The organism is Bacillus sp. R86525 (genome assembly GCF_042466195.1).
Taxonomy (GTDB): Bacteria; Bacillota; Bacilli; order Bacillales; family Bacillaceae_G; genus Bacillus_A; species Bacillus_A nitratireducens.
Genome location: NZ_JAXHPX010000007.1, coordinates 1,144,627 through 1,161,035 on the forward strand (window position 1 = coordinate 1,144,627; position 16,409 = coordinate 1,161,035).

Sequence of the window (16,409 nt, forward strand, 5' to 3'; positions counted from 1 at the left end):
AAAGAAAAGAAGGAAATACCATGTACATTTCAATTGACATTTTTAGAAAGAGGGCATATTATACTGATAAAACCGATAAGAAAAAGGGGAATTTTTATGGGGACAGAATTTAATGGTTTATTTGATGAGTGGGCTCATACGTACGACTCATTCGTACAAGGTGAAGATATACAATATAAAGAAGTTTTCGCCCGTTATGAGGACATTTTAGAGGATGTAGTTAACAAGTCATTTGGTAACGTATTAGAATTTGGTGTTGGTACTGGCAATTTAACAAATAAATTATTACTTGCTGGTCGTACAGTTTACGGTATAGAACCGTCACGTGAAATGCGCATGATTGCTAAAGAAAAATTGCCGCAAGAGTTTTCAATTACAGAAGGTGATTTTCTTTCATTCGAAGTTCCAAATTCAATTGATACCATTGTGAGCACCTATGCATTTCATCATTTAACAGATGAAGAAAAGGACGTAGCGATTGCGAAGTATAGTCAATTGCTAAACAAAGGTGGTAAAATAGTGTTTGCTGATACAATATTTGCAGATCAAGATGCATATGATAAAACTGTCGAGGTAGCAAAACAAAGAGGTTTTCATCAGTTAGCAAACGATTTGCAAACAGAATACTATACACGTATTCCGATCATGCAATCTATTTTTGAAAACAATGGCTTCCATGTAGCGTTCACGAGATTAAATCATTTCGTTTGGGTAATGGAGGCAACTAAGCAATAGAAAGAGGGATTAGATTGAGAATTGCTGTAATTGGAGCAATGGAAGAAGAAGTACGTATTTTACGTGACAAACTAGAACAAGCAGAAACAGAAACTGTTGCAGGTTGTGAATTTACGAAAGGGCTATTAGCAGGACATGAAGTAATCTTGTTAAAGTCTGGTATTGGTAAAGTAAACGCAGCGATGTCAACGACGATTTTATTAGAAAGATATAAGCCTGAAAAAGTAATTAATACTGGTTCAGCTGGTGGATTCCATCACTCTTTAAATGTTGGAGATGTGGTTATTTCAACAGAAGTTCGTCACCATGACGTAGATGTAACAGCATTTAACTATGAATATGGTCAAGTGCCAGGAATGCCGCCTGGATTTAAAGCTGATGACGCATTAGTTGCGTTAGCTGAGAAATGTATGCAGGCAGAAGAAAATATTCAAGTTGTAAAAGGTATGATTGCAACAGGCGATTCATTTATGAGTGATCCGAACCGCGTTGCGGCAATTCGTGATAAATTTGAAGATCTTTATGCAGTAGAAATGGAAGCAGCAGCTGTTGCACAAGTATGCCATCAATATGAAGTTCCATTTGTTATTATTCGTGCACTTTCTGATATTGCTGGTAAAGAATCAAATGTTTCATTTGATCAATTTTTAGATCAAGCAGCTCTTCATTCTACAAACTTTATCGTAAAAGTACTAGAAGAGTTAAAGTAATGTAACAAAAAGGCAACTGTCTCATATAAAGAAAATACATACAGTTGCCTTTTCTTTATTGGCAAATAAGGGGGAGAACACGATGAATGTATATCGTGGCGTTCATGAATTGATTGGTCATACACCAATTGTAGAAATTACTCGTTTTTCACTTCCAGAAGGAGTCCGTTTATTTGCAAAGCTTGAATTTTACAACCCAGGCGGAAGTGTTAAGGATCGTTTAGGAAGAGAATTAATCGAAGATGCGTTAGAAAAAGGGCTTGTCACCCAGGGCGGAACAATTATTGAACCGACGGCTGGAAATACTGGCATTGGACTGGCACTTGCAGCGTTACAACATGATTTACGCGTCATCGTTTGTGTACCAGAGAAATTTAGTGTTGAAAAGCAAGAATTAATGAAAGCGCTAGGTGCAACGGTTGTGCATACACCGACTGAGAAAGGAATGACCGGCGCAATTGCAAAAGCGAAAGAGTTAGTAAATGAAATACCGAATTCATACTCTCCAAGTCAGTTTGCGAATGAAGCAAACCCTCGCGCTTATTTTAAAACGCTAGGACCTGAACTTTGGTCGGCACTGAATGGAGAGATTAACATATTTGTTGCAGGGGCAGGAACTGGCGGTACGTTTATGGGAACTGCATCTTATTTGAAAGAGAAAAATATTGATATTAAAACGGTTATTGTAGAACCAGAAGGCTCTATTTTAAATGGTGGTAAAGCTGGTTCACATGAAACAGAAGGTATTGGTCTTGAATTCATTCCACCATTTTTGAAAACATCTTATTTTGATGAAATTCATACGATTTCTGATCGAAATGCATTTTTACGAGTGAAAGAATTAGCGCAAAAAGAAGGACTTCTCGTTGGAAGCTCTTCAGGAGCAGCATTTCATGCGAGCTTACTTGAGGCAGAGAAAGCAACACCAGGTACAAATATTGTAACGATTTTTCCTGATAGTAGTGAGCGCTATTTAAGCAAAGACATATACAAAGGATGGGAATAAAAAATGAGAGCAAAGACAAAGTTAATTCATGGTATTCGCATAGGAGAACCTTCAACTGGATCTGTAAACGTACCGATCTATCAAACAAGTACGTACAAACAAGAAGCAGTTGGTAAGCATCAAGGATATGAATATTCACGTACAGGCAACCCAACACGTGCAGCTTTAGAAGAAATGATTGCTGTATTAGAAAACGGTCATGCTGGATTTGCATTTGGCTCAGGAATGGCTGCTATTACAGCGACGATTATGTTGTTCTCAAAAGGTGATCATGTCATTTTAACAGATGATGTTTATGGCGGAACGTACCGTGTTATTACGAAAGTATTAAACCGCTTCGGTATTGAGCATACATTTGTAGATACAACAAACCTAGAGGAAGTTGCAGAAGCGATTCGTCCAAATACGAAAGCAATTTATGTAGAAACACCAACGAATCCATTACTAAAAATTACTGATATTAAGAAAATATCTACTCTTGCTAAAGAAAACGATTTATTAACAATTATTGATAACACATTCATGACGCCATATTGGCAGTCGCCAATTTCTTTAGGAGCAGACATTGTACTTCATAGTGCAACGAAATATTTAGGAGGACATAGTGACGTAGTTGCAGGCCTAGTCGTTGTAAATAGCCCACAGCTAGCAGAAGACCTTCATTTCGTGCAAAACTCAACAGGAGGTATTCTTGGACCACAAGATAGCTTCCTACTACTTCGCGGTTTAAAAACGTTAGGAATTCGTATGGAAGAGCATGAAATAAATTCACGTGCAATTGCTGAGTTTTTAAATAACCATCCAAAAGTAAATAAAGTATATTATCCAGGTCTTGAATCACATCAAAACCATGAATTAGCAACAGAACAGGCGAATGGATTTGGTGCAATCATCTCATTTGATGTAGATAGTGAGGAAACGTTAAATAGAGTACTTGAGAAGTTACAGTACTTCACACTTGCTGAGAGTTTAGGGGCAGTAGAAAGTTTAATTTCTATCCCGTCTCAAATGACACATGCATCCATTCCAGCAGATCGCCGTAAGGAATTAGGAATTACAGATACATTAATTCGAATCTCTGTTGGTATTGAAGATGGAGAAGATTTAATTGAAGATTTGGCACAAGCACTAGCATAATAAAAATGCACTGCTAATATAGAGCAGTGCATTTTTATTATATTAATTTGTGAAACATTTCACAAATTAGACATACACAAATGAAATGATTTCATGTATATTGAATTCATGAAATGTTATTCACGAACAAACTTGTGAAATGTTTCACAAATGATGAGATTCATGTAGGACGATAACTCTATTTTTTTTCGCTAATCGGGACTTATTATGACCTATAGGGACTTATAAAGACCGTGATAACAGAATAGGAGGAAATTTACATGGTAGTCAAAGAGAAAGTTGTAAATGAAATGCAAGAGGTAAAAGAGATGATTGATACGTTAGTGAAGAACGGTCAACAAGCTTTACAAGCATTAGAAAGTTTTACACAAGAGCAAATTGACAACATTGTTCATGAAATGGCGCTTGCGGGTGTCGATCAACATATGTCGCTTGCGAAGTTGGCTGTTGAAGAAACGGGCCGTGGTGTATATGAAGATAAATGCATTAAAAATATTTTTGCCACTGAATATATTTGGCATAGTATAAAGAAAGATAAAACGGTAGGAATTATTCATGAAGATCCTCATGAAGAAGTAATAGAAATCGCAGAACCTGTCGGTGTAGTAGCTGGGGTAACGCCAGTAACGAACCCAACGTCGACAACAATGTTTAAAGCGTTAATCGCGATAAAAACGAGAAATCCAATTATTTTCGCATTTCATCCTTCTGCACAAAACTGTTCCGTTGCATCGGCAAAAACAGTATATGATGCAGCAGTGAAAGCTGGTGCACCAAAGCATTGTATTCAATGGATTGAAAGACCTTCTGTGGAAGCAACGAAACAATTAATGAACCATGATGGTGTCGCACTCGTTCTAGCAACTGGAGGGGCTGGTATGGTGAAATCGGCTTATTCTACTGGTAAACCAGCGCTAGGTGTAGGTCCTGGTAATGTACCGTGTTATATAGAGAAATCAGCACATGTAAAACGAGCTGTTAATGATTTAATTTTATCGAAAACATTTGATAACGGTATGATTTGTGCATCGGAACAGGCAATCATTATCGATAAAGAAATTTATGATGATGTTAAAACAGAAATGATTGCAAATAATTGTTACTTTGTAACAGAGGAAGAGAGAAAGAAATTAGAAAAGCTTGTTATTAATGAAAATACATGTGCAGTAAATAGTGAAATTGTTGGGAAATCAGCACAGTATATTGCTGAATTAGTAGGAATTACTGTACCTGAACATACAAAAATGCTTGTAGCTGAAATTAAAGGTATCGGGGCAGCATATCCACTATCTCGTGAGAAACTGAGCCCAGTGTTAGCTTGTGTAAAAGCAAATTCATTAGAAGAAGGATTTACATATTGCGAAGAAATGTTAGACCTTGGTGGCCTAGGGCATTCAGCGGTTATCCATTCTACAAATAAAGAAGTACAAAAACAATTTGGGTTACGTATGAAAGCCTGCCGTCTCATTGTAAATGCACCTTCATCACAAGGTGGGATTGGTGATATATATAATGGATTTATTCCATCACTTACGCTTGGTTGCGGCTCCTACGGGAAAAACTCAGTTTCCCAAAACGTAACGGCGACTCATTTATTAAATATAAAAAGGTTGGCAAATAGAAAAAAGAATATGCAGTGGTTCAAATTACCACCCAAAATTTATTTTGAAAAACATGCGACAGCATATTTAGCAAACATGCCTAACATTTCCCGTGCATTTATTGTAACGGATCCAGGGATGGTTGAGCACGGTTATGTAGATACAGTTACGCACTATTTACGTAAGCATGCAAATGATGTGAAAGTTGAAGTTTTCTTTGAAGTTGAGCCAGACCCATCAGATGAAACTGTATTTAAAGGTGCGGACATGATGAAAAGCTTTAAGCCTGATGTAATTATTGCACTTGGTGGCGGTTCAGCTATGGATGCAGCGAAAGGGATGTGGCTTTTCTATGAGCATCCAGAAACAACATTCTATGGAATTAAACAAAAGTTTTTAGATATAAGAAAACGTACGTGTAAATATCCGGAATTAGGAAGTAAGGCGCAGTTTGTTGCTATTCCAACAACATCAGGAACAGGATCAGAAGTGACACCATTTGCGGTTATTACAGATAAGAAAAATAATATAAAGTATCCACTCGCGGATTATGAATTAACGCCAGATGTAGCAATTGTTGATCCGCAATTTGTAATGACAGTACCACCACATGTAACAGCAGACACTGGTATGGACGTATTAACGCATGCAATCGAGGCGTATGTGTCTGTTCTGGCAAATGACTACACTGATGGTTTAGCGTTAAAAGCAATTGATCTCGTATTTAAATATTTACCGAGAGCATATAAAGATGGAAATGATGAAGAGGCGCGAGAAAAAATGCATAACGCTTCTGCGATTGCAGGGATGGCATTTGCTAATGCTTTCCTTGGTATTAATCACAGTTTAGCACATAAAATTGGACCGGAATTCCATATTCCACACGGACGTGCAAATGCAATTCTTATGCCGCATGTAGTCCGCTATAATGCTATTAAGCCAAGAAAACACGCATTGTTCCCAAAATATGAGCACTTTGTGGCTGATGAACGCTATGCACATATTGCGAGAATGCTCGGGCTTCCAGCAAGCTCAACAGCGGAAGGTGTGGAATCACTCGTCCAAGCAATTATTGAGCTTGGAAAAAGCTTAAATATAAATATGAGTATTGCAGGACAAGGAGTTGCTAAAGACCAATTTGAAGAGGTTGTTGGATTATTAGCAGAAAGAGCTTTTGAAGATCAATGTACAACAGCTAATCCAAAATTACCGCTCATTTCAGAGCTGAAAGAAATCTATATGGAAGCATATAAAGGCGTATAATAGTTAAAAAAGAGCCGCGAGTAAGCGGCTCTTTTTTACTTTGGAAAACATCTCCCAGATTGGTTCTATTTACTTGTCTTTAAGCTTGATAGAATGTGATAAAGTGAGGATGGGAGTGATAAGCAGATGAAAGAATTACAAGGAAAAATAGCAGATTATACCCGGTTTGCACAAGTACTTTTAGCTATAAGTACATTTTTAATGATCGGTTTATTAATTCCAAGTGGAATAAAAAGTATGGTACAGTCTTTAGTTATGATGGGAAGTATTATTGTATTTTTAGTTCTTGCTTTTTTCTTCTTTAAGCGTGTTAGAACGATGCGTGACCAATTAGAGGAGAGCGAATATGAAGAAAATTGTTAAATAGGGCGCTACGAAAAGAAGAAATCTTTTTGTAGCGTTTTTTTGTTTTTTGTAGAAAATGTATGCGTTTCATATTGACAATGATAATCCTTATCAATTAAAGTAGAATAGTAGTCAATGATTATCATTATCAATTAGAGGTGAAAGAATGAAAAAATCTATTACGCTGTTCACAGCGATCTTATCTATTTTTTTCTTGTTAATAGGTTGCAGTGCAAAGGAAAACGAAAAAGCATCTGCAACAAAAACAGAAAAAGGAACAGACAAAATCGAAATTACCGATCTCTTAAACAGAAAGGTAACATTCAATAAAGTTCCTGAAAGTTTTGCTACGTTGAGTATGGGAGACATGGATATTATTCATGCTTTAGGTGGAAAAATAGTAGGTCGTCCTGATACAAAATTAACTCTCCCAGAGGAATTAAAGAAAGCACAAGTAATCGGGAATGCACATCAACCGAATTTTGAGCAAATTGCTAGTTTAAAACCGGATGTACTTGTTGCTAACAATGGATTCCAAAAGAACATTCCAACGGTCGAGGGACAAGGAACAAAAGTAATCATTTCCTCAGCCAACTCTGTAAAAGATATTCAAAAGAGTATTGAAATGTATGGAACAGTAATGAAGAAAGAAGATAAAGCAAAAGAACTTAATCAAAAAATTAATGATCAAATGAAGAAATATGAGAAAAAGAGTGACGTTAAAGCATTACTAGTGTATGGAGCACCAGGCACTTATTTAGCAGCGTTACCAACATCTCTGTCAGGTGATGTTTTAGAAAAAACGGGCGGTAAAAATATTGCAGCTGGTTTTCCAGAAATGAAAGAATATCCGCAATATGCACAGCTAAGTGTAGAACGCATTATTGAGGCAAACCCAGATGTAATTTATTTAATTACACATGGAGATCCAAATAGTGTGAAAAAAGCATTTGAAGGCGAAATGATGAAAAATGAAGCGTGGAAAAACTTAGATGCAGTCAAACAAAATCGTGTTGTTATTTTGCCGCCAGATTTATTTGGATCAAATCCTGGAACAAAAGTAACAGAAGCAATGGACTTTATGTATAAAAGTATACAAGATGTAAGGAAATGATGAGTATGGAGAGTAGTGAAGCAGTAAGAGAAAAGGAACATCCTTTTGCGAAAAAAAGATGGGTAACAGCAGTTACTTTAGTTGTGTTAACGATTCTAGGCCTTTTTTATGGTCTTTTCGCAGGAAGTTTATCCTTTTCTTTAGGAGACATTCTAACAGGGATACAAGATGAAGGTTCGACAGTTCATCGAATTGTATGGGATCTTCGTATACCTAGAGTGCTCGTTGGATTTATTGTAGGAACATGTTTAGCAGCCTCGGGAGCATTACTGCAAGGGGTTATGAGAAACCCTCTTGCAGACCCTGGCATTATCGGGGTTTCATCCGGAGCAGGTCTTGTAGCAATTGTAATTATGATTCTATTTCCTCAGCATATGGCTTTTTTACCGCTAGGAGCATTTTTAGGTGCGTTCATAACAGCGATGGTTATTTATGCTTTATCATGGCAAAAAGGGGCACCGCCTTCAAGAATAGTCTTAGTAGGTGTATCAATCAATGCATTAATTGGTGCAGCGACGTCAGCATTAATGTTATTACATAGTGATAAAGTACAATCTGTGTTACCGTGGTTAGCTGGTGGCATTGGTGGTGTAAGTTGGGCACATTTAAACATGATTATTTATTATGCAATATTCGCTATTATATTGGCTCTCTTTGGCATTAAGCATATTCGAGTATTAATGCTAGGAGATGAAATGGCGAAATTATTAGGGCATAACGTGGAGAAAAGTCGGTTTTATTTAATAGTAGTAAGTACATTATTAGCTGGAATTGCGGTTAGTGTTTCCGGACTTATTGGATTTGTCGGTCTTGTTGTACCACATATGTTACGTTTATTAGTTGGAAATGACTATAAATATTTACTGCCATTATCATGCCTTGGCGGAGGGATATTACTTGTTTTCGCGGATGCGATAGCTCGAAGTTGGTTCGATCCAATCGAATTGCCTGTTGGTATTTTATTGTCCTTCTTGGGTGGTCCGTTCTTCTTATATTTAATTCATAGAGGAGGAAAACAACGTGATTTCCGTTAACAAAGTGTTTTACGCACATTCTGAAAGATTTCAAATGCAAAATATGAATGTATATATTAAAGCTGGTGAAATCGTTAGTTTAATCGGTCCGAATGGATCGGGGAAGTCTACTTTGCTTCGTTTAATAGCAAGGCTACTTAAACAAAGCGAAGGAGATATCATTTTAGATGGGGAAAATATTCATACGATGAAGAGTGTGGATGTAGCGAAGCAATTAGCGATGTTACCACAAATGCATGATCATCAATTAGATTTAACAGTGAAAGAGTTAATAGAGTTTGGAAGAGGTCCTCATAAATCATGGAGTAGTCGCTTGAATAAAGAAGATGAAGAAATTGTTGATTGGGCATTGTCTGTTACAAATCTTGAAGGGTATGAATATCGTCTTTTACAGTCTTTGTCAGGAGGAGAAAGACAACGTGCTTGGATTGCGATGACGCTAGCGCAACGTACAAATGTCTTATTATTAGATGAACCAACAACCTTTTTGGATATCGTTCACCAGTTGGAAGTAATGGAACTTGTGAAACGATTAAACGAGGAGTTTGGTATGACAATTATAATGGTTTTACATGACATTAACCAAGCAGCTCAATATAGTGATCGTTTACTTGTATTAAAGCAAGGCAAGATTCAGTATGACGGTGTACCAGAAGAAGTATTATGTCAACAAATGTTTCAACATGTATTTGGCATAGAAGTAGATATTTTTCAAGGAAGCGACAAGCCATTTTTTACACCGAAACGAATTTCTAAAAAAGGAGCAGAGCGATGCAAACAGAAGAACGTATTACCACTGAATTAGTAAGAGAATTTGTTATGGCAGCTCATGGAGATCTAGAAAGGGTACAGGAGCTTTTGTTCGAATCACCTAGCTTACTTCATGCTTCTTATAATTGGGGCGGTTCAGATTGGGAAAGTGCTTTAGGAGCAGCAGCACATGTAGGCCGTAAAGATATTACTCTTTATTTACTAGAAAAGGGTGCTCGGATGGATATTTTCGCAGCAGCTATGCTTGGAGAGTTAGAAGTTGTACAAGCTATTTTAGTGGCACAACCAGAAGCATTACGTGCATCTGGCCCACATGGTATTTCCATTCTTCAACATGCTCGAATGGGTGGGGAAAAAGCACAGCGTGTATTTGAGTACTTAACGGTGCTCTCTTAATAACCGTAAAAGTTCTTATGTGCGGTAAACTTTTCACTTTAATATAATTGGAAAGTTTACCGCCCGTTAGAACGGGATAAGTATCTAGTATATTTGAAAATCCTACACCCCCCTCAGTTGTAGTTTTCTTTTTGCTAGTTATGATATGGATGCAGTAGACACTCTTTTGTTTACTGCTTTTTTTTGATATAATACACCTTTATAAGACTGAATTTTCTTTCTTTTATAAATTAGTTAACATTTATATAGTTTGAAATATATTGATATATAATAAGGTTCAAAATGATGGGAGTGAGTTAAAAAGTGTTCCATACAGATCGCTTACAATTTCGTAAATATACAAGGGATGATTTATCGTTTTATGCGTCTTTATGGGGGAATGAGAAGGTAATGCGCTATATTGGAAATGGGACGTTAAAAACATATATGCAATGTAAAAAAAGTTTGGAGGAATGGGTGCTTCCGAATTATAAAAATGGTCTCGGTTTATTTGTAATGATTGAAAAGGAGACGGGAATACGGATTGGTCATGCAGGGCTTGTCAAGCAGAAGGTAGATGGAAAAGAGGAAATTGAGATTGGCTATTGGCTACTTCCTAAGTACTGGGGGAAAGGGTATGCGAAAGAGGCTGCAGCGGCATTTCGAGACTATGGTTTTCAAGCATTACAAATGAATAAATTAATTTCACTTATTAATCCGAACCACCCAGCTTCAATATTTGTAGCTAGAAAAACAGGACTTAGCTATGAAAAAACAACTGCATTTCATGGGATTGATGTCTTAGTTTATTCTATTAAGAGAGTTGGATGAAAAAATTCACTTTTTTAAAGGTGAAATATACTTTTTGAAGAATGGTATATAAAAATAAAAGGAGGGATTACATGTATATTTATCATAATGGACTAATTATTCGTGAAGGAACGAATGGAGTGCCAGCCTATGCAATTAAAACATTATTTGAAGATGCTGGTTGGAGTAATGATAATATCCCTTCTTGGCAAATTGAAAAATTTTCGATAGCATTTGAAAATTCAACATGGGCTTTCACAATTTGGGATGAAGAAGAGATGGTCGCGATGGTTAGAGTGATTTCTGATCAAATCATGGTTGCTAACATAGTAAATTTAGTTGTGAAGTATGAGTATAGAGGGAAAGGATTAGGTAAGAAACTGGTAGCTCTTTGTTTGCAAAAGCTTCCTCATGGTGATTGGTTTGCACATACAGCCGCTAACAATTTTGATTTTTATAGAAGTTGTGGTTTTGAAGTAAGAGAGTTATCAAGAAATGGGACATGTGCGTACTACGGGTATCAAGTATCAAAAAAGGATGGGCACCGATAAACTTATAAGGTAGTGAAGAAAAAGGATTGCTATTTTAATAATATAAACTGAATTGAGACTCATTTTATGATAAAATGAAAGAAAATTCAGTTTATTAAACGGGGGATAAAAATGAATGTAAAAGTTGGGGATGTATTTAAATATGAAAGAAGATTTACCGAGGAAGAAGTTTTCGAATTTGCCAATATTACAGGTGATAAAGGTAGGCATCATATGGAATATGATGAGAACGGAAGGTTAATGGTTCATGGTTTATTGACGGCTAGTATTGGGACGAAAGTAGGCGAAGAGTTACATTACATAGCAAGGGAATTAGTAAGTGAATTTATTAGGCCAGTTTTTACAGGGGATACGATTACTTGTGAATTAACTTTAACAAATATTGAACAAATGGAAGGATATAAAAAAGTTTCAATTGAGTCAGTATATCGTAATCAACATGAAAAGACCGTACTAGTTGGGACAAGTTATGGAATTATAAGGGGATAAAAAAGAAGCCTGTTACGAAACAGGCTTCTTTTTTTATCAATTAGTAAACGCGTTTTCGATTTTCCGCATGACTAGAGATAAGTAATAACGCAGACTCTTCACCTATATTACGAACAATATGAGGAACGCATGCATTCCAGGAGAAAGAATCACCTTCTTCTACAATTGCAATATCTTCACCATGTTGAATTTCTAGTTTTCCGCGTAATACAAGATGACACTCTTCGCCTTCATGAGCATTTGGTGAGTTTTCTTTTGGAAACCCAGCAGGAATTTCTACGAGATTTAGGCGAAGGCCACCTTGCTCCGCAACATGCTCAATTCTTTGTTCATCTTTTCCATAAACACTGTATTTACGTTTTTCTTTTTTTACAATTTTTAAACGATCTTTTTGTTCTAACAATAAATAGGGAAGGGGAACATTTAAAAAATTAGAGATCGTTTCTAAAGTAGAGATAGATGGTGATGTTTTATTGTTTTCAACTTGACTCATAAAGCCTTTAGAAAGACCTGTTCCTTCACAGATTTGGGCAATCGTAATACCTCTACGTTGACGAATTTCACGAATTGCAGAACCGATATTCATAAAATCATGCTCCTTTTTTGTAAACAACTATTTGTATCATAGCAAAAAAAATATATTTTTTCTCATGAAAAATGAATTGACGAATAAAAATAATTAGTGTATGTTTTGTAATGTAAATAAAAGTTTTGTATAAGAAAACTATAAAGGAGAGAAAGAAATGAATCAACATATTGGTAACTTAATTATTCGTATCGTGTTAGGGGTAACGTTCTTTATGCACGGTTTAACAAAATTTCAATCAGGAATTGACAATATTGCAGGGTGGTTTACAAGCATTGGTTTACCAGGAGGACTTGCATACGGTGTAGCAACAGTTGAATTAGTTGGAGGTCTATTGTTAATTCTAGGTTTAGGTGTAAGATATATTGGCTTATTATTTGCACTTGTTATGGTTGGAGCAATTGTGAAAGTAAAATGGTCAGCTGGCTTGTTAGGAGACGGGAAAAATCCTGGGTTTGAGTTAGAACTTGCATTGTTAGCGATGGGTGCATACTTATTTGTTGCGAAAGCTGATGGTTTTGTAGATAATTTCTTAAAAGAGAAAATGTTAAAGAAGAATTAATTAAAATGGGGGTATAACAAAATGGGCTTTCAACTTCATCCCGAAACAACACTTGGGGTTGTTCATTTATATGTATCAAATTTAAAGAAATCGCTAGAGTTTTATACAGAAGTATTGCGTATGAAGGTATTGGAAGAAAAAAGTACAATCGTTACGTTTGGTAATGAGGAAAATGAGCCACTTCTCATAATAGAAGAAAAGGAAGACGCTCTTCCGAAGCAAAGAGGTCGAACTGGTTTATATCACTATGCAATTTTATTACCAAACAGACAAGACTTAGCAAATATTCTTCGTCATTTTGTTGAGAGAGTACACCCATTACATGGTGGGGCTGATCATTACTTTAGTGAAGCTCTTTATTTAGCTGATCCAGATGGAAACGGGATTGAAATTTATCATGATCGCCAAAAAGAAGTTTGGCGTGATGAGAATGGAGAGCTACCATTTGTTAGTAACCCGTTAGACGGCGAAGGATTATTGCAGCAAGGAAGTGCATGGAATGGGTTCCCGGTTGGTACTGTGATGGGGCATATTCATTTACATGTAGCTGACTTAGAAGAAGCGAAACGTTTCTACGTTGATGGTCTTGGCTTTGAAGTAACAATCCCAGCTCGCAATGGAGCGTTGTTCGTATCCGCAGGTGGTTATCATCATCATATCGGTTTAAATACGTGGCAAGGTGAAGGGATACCACCACAAATGCCAAATTCCGTTGGCTTGAAATATTTCACAATTGTACTGGCGGATGAAAAACAAAAAGAGCAAGTATGTGAAAGCTTAAAAAATATTGGCAAAATTGCTACGTACAAAGATGGAATATTACAGGCCAAGGATCCATTTGGACATTGTATATATTTCAAAATAAAAGGAGAAGCCTAAAAAAGGCTTCTCTTTTTTACTTTCTTATAATTGCTTTTTCGTTTTGTAAAAATAGTTGGTCAAATTGCTTTGCAAGGTCAAAATCTAGTTTCGTTAAACCTTTTGCATTCCAAGATGACAAAGTAATAATGACTGCTTTATACTGGATAAGGATAAATGGATGGTGATTATGTTCTTCTGATAGTTTGGCGGCTTCAGAGACAAATTCGACTCCTTTTAAGTAGTCGGAAAACATATATTTTCGTTCAATCCATTTTTCATCTTTTACCATCCATTTATCTACCTTTAATAATTCCCCTTGAACTTCTTCTTCAGTTAATCGTAGCATCATTTTTCACATCCTTTACCTGCAGTAGCGCAAGACCATTGTTAATAAGGCGTGTTACAGCTTCGTCAGTTGTGAAAGTAGAAAGTTGTTGTAATAATGCTGCTGATGTTTCGTGCCCTTTGTTATGCTCTAAAAGTAATTCTAATATTTCAAGGCGAAGCAGCCATTCTTTCGGATAAAATTTATTTAATACCTCTTGAATTGCTACTAATTGATCAGTGTGAGCATCGTGTAAAATATTTTCGTTACGAATATCCCGAACTGTTTGATACATACGTTCAAGCTCAGTCAGTACAAGCGGATCAGGAGTTTCTTGTACTTCTTCATCCATCGGGAAGAATGCGGCTGCATCTGCTGCTCCTGGGAATACCGAAGTGATCTGTGAGCCAACAGCCATATCAAATGCTCCCCACGAAGCATCAAATAATATGCGATCTTTATGAGTAACTGTGCAATCCATAAAGGAGATAAGAGCAATCTTTTTATCATTCTTTACAATGTCTGTTACTGTTCCTTTTACATGTATGCCACTTGCAAAAGTAAGTTCTACATTATTTCCAATTGTAATACCTAAAGATTGTAACTGTTCTTCTGCACAATTTTCTAATGCAATATCTCCATCTAGTAATCCGATCGGTGTCCCGAATCCATCACTATGTACAGATGTAGAATGATTTGCCAACTGTTTATTATGCATTGCTAATGCAGTTGGAGAGCTTGTTCTCATGTAAATGACTTCACCAGCATCATTTTTAATTGTTTCTGTAAATGTACCTGTAATTTGTAATCCGCTACTTAGCTCAGTTGTAGCATGATTTTCGGAGCGGATTGCTTTTTCTAATCCTTCTGAGCCACCTGTTTTAAACGCCATCGTTGTAGAGAACTGCTCAAGTGCCTCAGTCAACTCTTCAAATGATTCACAAACAAATAGCTGTGGCTGCATTTTTGTTACGTCATAAGTTGTCCCAGTGCAAGCTTGGATGGAAAAAGGAACTTTTTCCACAGCGTCTGTTAAGCAATGTTTGCTTTCACCAACAGAGGAAAGGAGACCGGCACCGTAGATTTTTGGAGCGTCTATATTTCCGATTAAGCCATACTCCACTGTCCACCAGAAAAGACGTGAAATTTGTTCTGCTTCTGATAAGCCAGAAACGAGTTTTTGTTTTTCGATTACAGCATTTTCAGCAGCTGCAACTTCTTCAGATGTAGAAGTCGGGCTCTCTTTTACAATCGTTAATGTACGAACAGCTTCAAAAGCATCATGTTCTTCTTTTGTAGAGAAAGCTTTTGCTCCAATTTGTCCAAAGCGTTTTACATATTTTGCATATGTACGATCAAGCAAAATTGGAGCGTGGCCCGCAGCTTCATGAACGATATCAGGAGCCGGTGTATACTCAATATTTTCTACTTTACGAATATCTGTTGCAATTGGTAATAATCCATGACCTTGAAAATCAAAGAATGCTACGCCGGGAATGAGTCCGTCAATCGTTACAGCTCCCCAGCCGCTTGGTGCTAAACAGTCATTCATTTCTTCTACTTTTGGAATCGCATCTATATTAATACCAGATGATTGTAGTCCATTCACATAGGCTGGATGAGCAACGTCTTTTAAGAAACTATGATTTTGTCTCATAATGTAACGCCAAACAGCGTGATTCACCGGTGTGTATTGATCATAATGCTGTGTGGATACGAATGGTTTTAAATGCGATGGGATTTCTGTTTTCTTTGTCATTTAGACATCCTCCTTGTTTTCTATAAAATTGAATATGAGTTTCGTATAGCTTATATCACCCCCTTTCAAATTGTAAGCGCTTATAAAATTTTATCATAAGATTCGGAATTATTTAACAATTGTTTCTTTGAGAAATAGAAAAAGCCCCTATCGGAAAATCCGATAGGGGCGAAAGAATCGCGGTACCACCCTATTTGTAAGTGAAAATATACTTACATCTCAACTAATGATAACGGAAAAATTCCGTCTCTTCCTTCATGCATAAAAGCACTACGAAAAAGAAGCTCCAGAATTGTAATTCGTACTTATATATGTGCTAATTTCCACCGACCATTAGCTCTCTGAAACAGGGATACAAGATACTACTGCGATTCT

18 protein-coding genes and 1 other annotated feature (1 of these 19 running past the window's edge) are annotated in these 16,409 nt (G+C 36.6%); of the genes, 15 read left to right on the plus strand and 3 right to left on the minus strand.

Translation table 11 applies throughout. The features are described from left to right. Window positions 1–96 precede the first annotated feature (96 nt). The 13 genes from SJY24_RS08400 (at window position 97) to SJY24_RS08460 (ending at window position 11,941) form a co-directional block, all read left to right on the plus strand. On the plus strand, window positions 97–735 hold the full coding sequence (locus SJY24_RS08400) for a class I SAM-dependent DNA methyltransferase (RefSeq protein ID WP_000536335.1): 639 nt from the start codon (window positions 97–99) through the stop codon (window positions 733–735). A 14-nt stretch (window positions 736–749) separates the two neighbouring features. Then, the gene (mtnN, locus tag SJY24_RS08405) at window positions 750–1,445 is read left to right on the plus strand and encodes a 5'-methylthioadenosine/S-adenosylhomocysteine nucleosidase (RefSeq protein ID WP_001217032.1); all 696 of its coding nucleotides are present in this window, start codon (window positions 750–752) and stop codon (window positions 1,443–1,445) included. An 82-nt stretch (window positions 1,446–1,527) separates the two neighbouring features. Continuing rightward, window positions 1,528–2,451 carry an O-acetylserine dependent cystathionine beta-synthase gene (locus SJY24_RS08410; protein ID WP_098499619.1) on the plus strand — a complete coding sequence of 308 codons (924 nt, stop codon included), beginning with the start codon at window positions 1,528–1,530 and terminating at the stop codon, window positions 2,449–2,451. Window positions 2,452–2,454: 3 nt separating this feature from the next. Then, the gene (locus tag SJY24_RS08415) at window positions 2,455–3,588 is read left to right on the plus strand and encodes a bifunctional cystathionine gamma-lyase/homocysteine desulfhydrase (protein WP_377864381.1); all 1,134 of its coding nucleotides are present in this window, start codon (window positions 2,455–2,457) and stop codon (window positions 3,586–3,588) included. 260 nt (window positions 3,589–3,848) lie between these two features. Further along, a complete protein-coding gene (gene adhE, locus SJY24_RS08420; RefSeq protein ID WP_377864382.1) occupies window positions 3,849–6,452 on the plus strand; it encodes a bifunctional acetaldehyde-CoA/alcohol dehydrogenase in 2,604 nt (867 codons plus the stop codon). Window positions 6,453–6,578: 126 nt separating this feature from the next. Next, window positions 6,579–6,815 carry a YrhC family protein gene (locus tag SJY24_RS08425; RefSeq protein WP_377864383.1) on the plus strand — a complete coding sequence of 79 codons (237 nt, stop codon included), beginning with the start codon at window positions 6,579–6,581 and terminating at the stop codon, window positions 6,813–6,815. A gap of 148 nt (window positions 6,816–6,963) precedes the next feature. Further along, window positions 6,964–7,911 carry an ABC transporter substrate-binding protein gene (locus tag SJY24_RS08430; RefSeq protein ID WP_377864384.1) on the plus strand — a complete coding sequence of 316 codons (948 nt, stop codon included), beginning with the start codon at window positions 6,964–6,966 and terminating at the stop codon, window positions 7,909–7,911. A 5-nt stretch (window positions 7,912–7,916) separates the two neighbouring features. Next, the gene (locus SJY24_RS08435) at window positions 7,917–8,945 is read left to right on the plus strand and encodes a FecCD family ABC transporter permease (protein WP_377864385.1); all 1,029 of its coding nucleotides are present in this window, start codon (window positions 7,917–7,919) and stop codon (window positions 8,943–8,945) included. After that, the gene (locus SJY24_RS08440) at window positions 8,932–9,750 is read left to right on the plus strand and encodes an ABC transporter ATP-binding protein (protein ID WP_377864386.1); all 819 of its coding nucleotides are present in this window, start codon (window positions 8,932–8,934) and stop codon (window positions 9,748–9,750) included. The genes SJY24_RS08435 and SJY24_RS08440 overlap by 14 nt, the downstream gene beginning before the upstream one ends. Continuing rightward, a complete protein-coding gene (locus SJY24_RS08445; protein WP_377864387.1) occupies window positions 9,717–10,112 on the plus strand; it encodes an ankyrin repeat domain-containing protein in 396 nt (131 codons plus the stop codon). The genes SJY24_RS08440 and SJY24_RS08445 overlap by 34 nt, the downstream gene beginning before the upstream one ends. 303 nt (window positions 10,113–10,415) lie before the next feature. Then, window positions 10,416–10,922: a GNAT family N-acetyltransferase gene (locus SJY24_RS08450; RefSeq protein ID WP_000469117.1), complete on the plus strand. Its 507-nt coding sequence runs from the start codon at window positions 10,416–10,418 to the stop codon at window positions 10,920–10,922. A 71-nt stretch (window positions 10,923–10,993) separates the two neighbouring features. Beyond that, window positions 10,994–11,452 carry a GNAT family N-acetyltransferase gene (locus SJY24_RS08455; protein ID WP_377864388.1) on the plus strand — a complete coding sequence of 153 codons (459 nt, stop codon included), beginning with the start codon at window positions 10,994–10,996 and terminating at the stop codon, window positions 11,450–11,452. A 111-nt stretch (window positions 11,453–11,563) separates the two neighbouring features. Further along, window positions 11,564–11,941 (plus strand): hotdog family protein, encoded by a 378-nt coding sequence (locus SJY24_RS08460; protein WP_071747409.1) that lies wholly within the window; start codon window positions 11,564–11,566, stop codon window positions 11,939–11,941. A 40-nt stretch (window positions 11,942–11,981) separates the two neighbouring features. Here SJY24_RS08460 and SJY24_RS08465 read toward each other — a convergent pair whose 3' ends face one another. Then, on the minus strand, window positions 11,982–12,527 hold the full coding sequence (locus tag SJY24_RS08465; protein ID WP_097830618.1) for a helix-turn-helix domain-containing protein: 546 nt from the start codon (window positions 12,525–12,527) through the stop codon (window positions 11,982–11,984). A 157-nt stretch (window positions 12,528–12,684) separates the two neighbouring features. Between SJY24_RS08465 and SJY24_RS08470 the strand changes: the two genes are divergently transcribed. Together SJY24_RS08470 and SJY24_RS08475 are read left to right on the plus strand one after the other, a co-directional pair. Beyond that, window positions 12,685–13,089, plus strand: coding sequence for a DoxX family protein (locus tag SJY24_RS08470; RefSeq protein WP_070144931.1), 405 nt, complete (start codon window positions 12,685–12,687; stop codon window positions 13,087–13,089). Window positions 13,090–13,110: 21 nt separating this feature from the next. Continuing rightward, a complete protein-coding gene (locus tag SJY24_RS08475) occupies window positions 13,111–13,968 on the plus strand; it encodes a VOC family protein (RefSeq protein ID WP_377864389.1) in 858 nt (285 codons plus the stop codon). Between the two features lie 16 nt (window positions 13,969–13,984). On the opposite strand, the gene SJY24_RS08480 is transcribed toward SJY24_RS08475, so the two are convergent. Both SJY24_RS08480 and SJY24_RS08485 read right to left on the minus strand, forming a co-directional pair. Next, window positions 13,985–14,299 carry a 4a-hydroxytetrahydrobiopterin dehydratase gene (locus SJY24_RS08480; RefSeq protein WP_000979550.1) on the minus strand — a complete coding sequence of 105 codons (315 nt, stop codon included), beginning with the start codon at window positions 14,297–14,299 and terminating at the stop codon, window positions 13,985–13,987. Beyond that, on the minus strand, window positions 14,280–16,034 hold the full coding sequence (locus SJY24_RS08485) for an aromatic amino acid hydroxylase (RefSeq protein ID WP_377864390.1): 1,755 nt from the start codon (window positions 16,032–16,034) through the stop codon (window positions 14,280–14,282). The genes SJY24_RS08480 and SJY24_RS08485 overlap by 20 nt, the downstream gene beginning before the upstream one ends. 161 nt (window positions 16,035–16,195) lie before the next feature. Continuing rightward, window positions 16,196–16,409, minus strand: a binding site (T-box leader); it runs 14 nt beyond the window's last position.

Coding starts and splice junctions, on each gene's coding strand:
- SJY24_RS08400 (WP_000536335.1), top strand. CDS start 97: ATGGGGACAGAATTTAATGGTTTATTTGATGAGTGGGCTCATACGTAC.
- SJY24_RS08410 (WP_098499619.1), top strand. CDS start 1,528: ATGAATGTATATCGTGGCGTTCATGAATTGATTGGTCATACACCAATT.
- SJY24_RS08415 (WP_377864381.1), top strand. CDS start 2,455: ATGAGAGCAAAGACAAAGTTAATTCATGGTATTCGCATAGGAGAACCT.
- adhE (WP_377864382.1), top strand. CDS start 3,849: ATGGTAGTCAAAGAGAAAGTTGTAAATGAAATGCAAGAGGTAAAAGAG.
- SJY24_RS08425 (WP_377864383.1), top strand. CDS start 6,579: ATGAAAGAATTACAAGGAAAAATAGCAGATTATACCCGGTTTGCACAA.
- SJY24_RS08430 (WP_377864384.1), top strand. CDS start 6,964: ATGAAAAAATCTATTACGCTGTTCACAGCGATCTTATCTATTTTTTTC.
- SJY24_RS08435 (WP_377864385.1), top strand. CDS start 7,917: ATGGAGAGTAGTGAAGCAGTAAGAGAAAAGGAACATCCTTTTGCGAAA.
- SJY24_RS08445 (WP_377864387.1), top strand. CDS start 9,717: ATGCAAACAGAAGAACGTATTACCACTGAATTAGTAAGAGAATTTGTT.
- SJY24_RS08455 (WP_377864388.1), top strand. CDS start 10,994: ATGTATATTTATCATAATGGACTAATTATTCGTGAAGGAACGAATGGA.
- SJY24_RS08460 (WP_071747409.1), top strand. CDS start 11,564: ATGAATGTAAAAGTTGGGGATGTATTTAAATATGAAAGAAGATTTACC.
- SJY24_RS08465 (WP_097830618.1), bottom strand. CDS start 12,527: ATGAATATCGGTTCTGCAATTCGTGAAATTCGTCAACGTAGAGGTATT.
- SJY24_RS08470 (WP_070144931.1), top strand. CDS start 12,685: ATGAATCAACATATTGGTAACTTAATTATTCGTATCGTGTTAGGGGTA.
- SJY24_RS08475 (WP_377864389.1), top strand. CDS start 13,111: ATGGGCTTTCAACTTCATCCCGAAACAACACTTGGGGTTGTTCATTTA.
- SJY24_RS08480 (WP_000979550.1), bottom strand. CDS start 14,299: ATGATGCTACGATTAACTGAAGAAGAAGTTCAAGGGGAATTATTAAAG.
- SJY24_RS08485 (WP_377864390.1), bottom strand. CDS start 16,034: ATGACAAAGAAAACAGAAATCCCATCGCATTTAAAACCATTCGTATCC.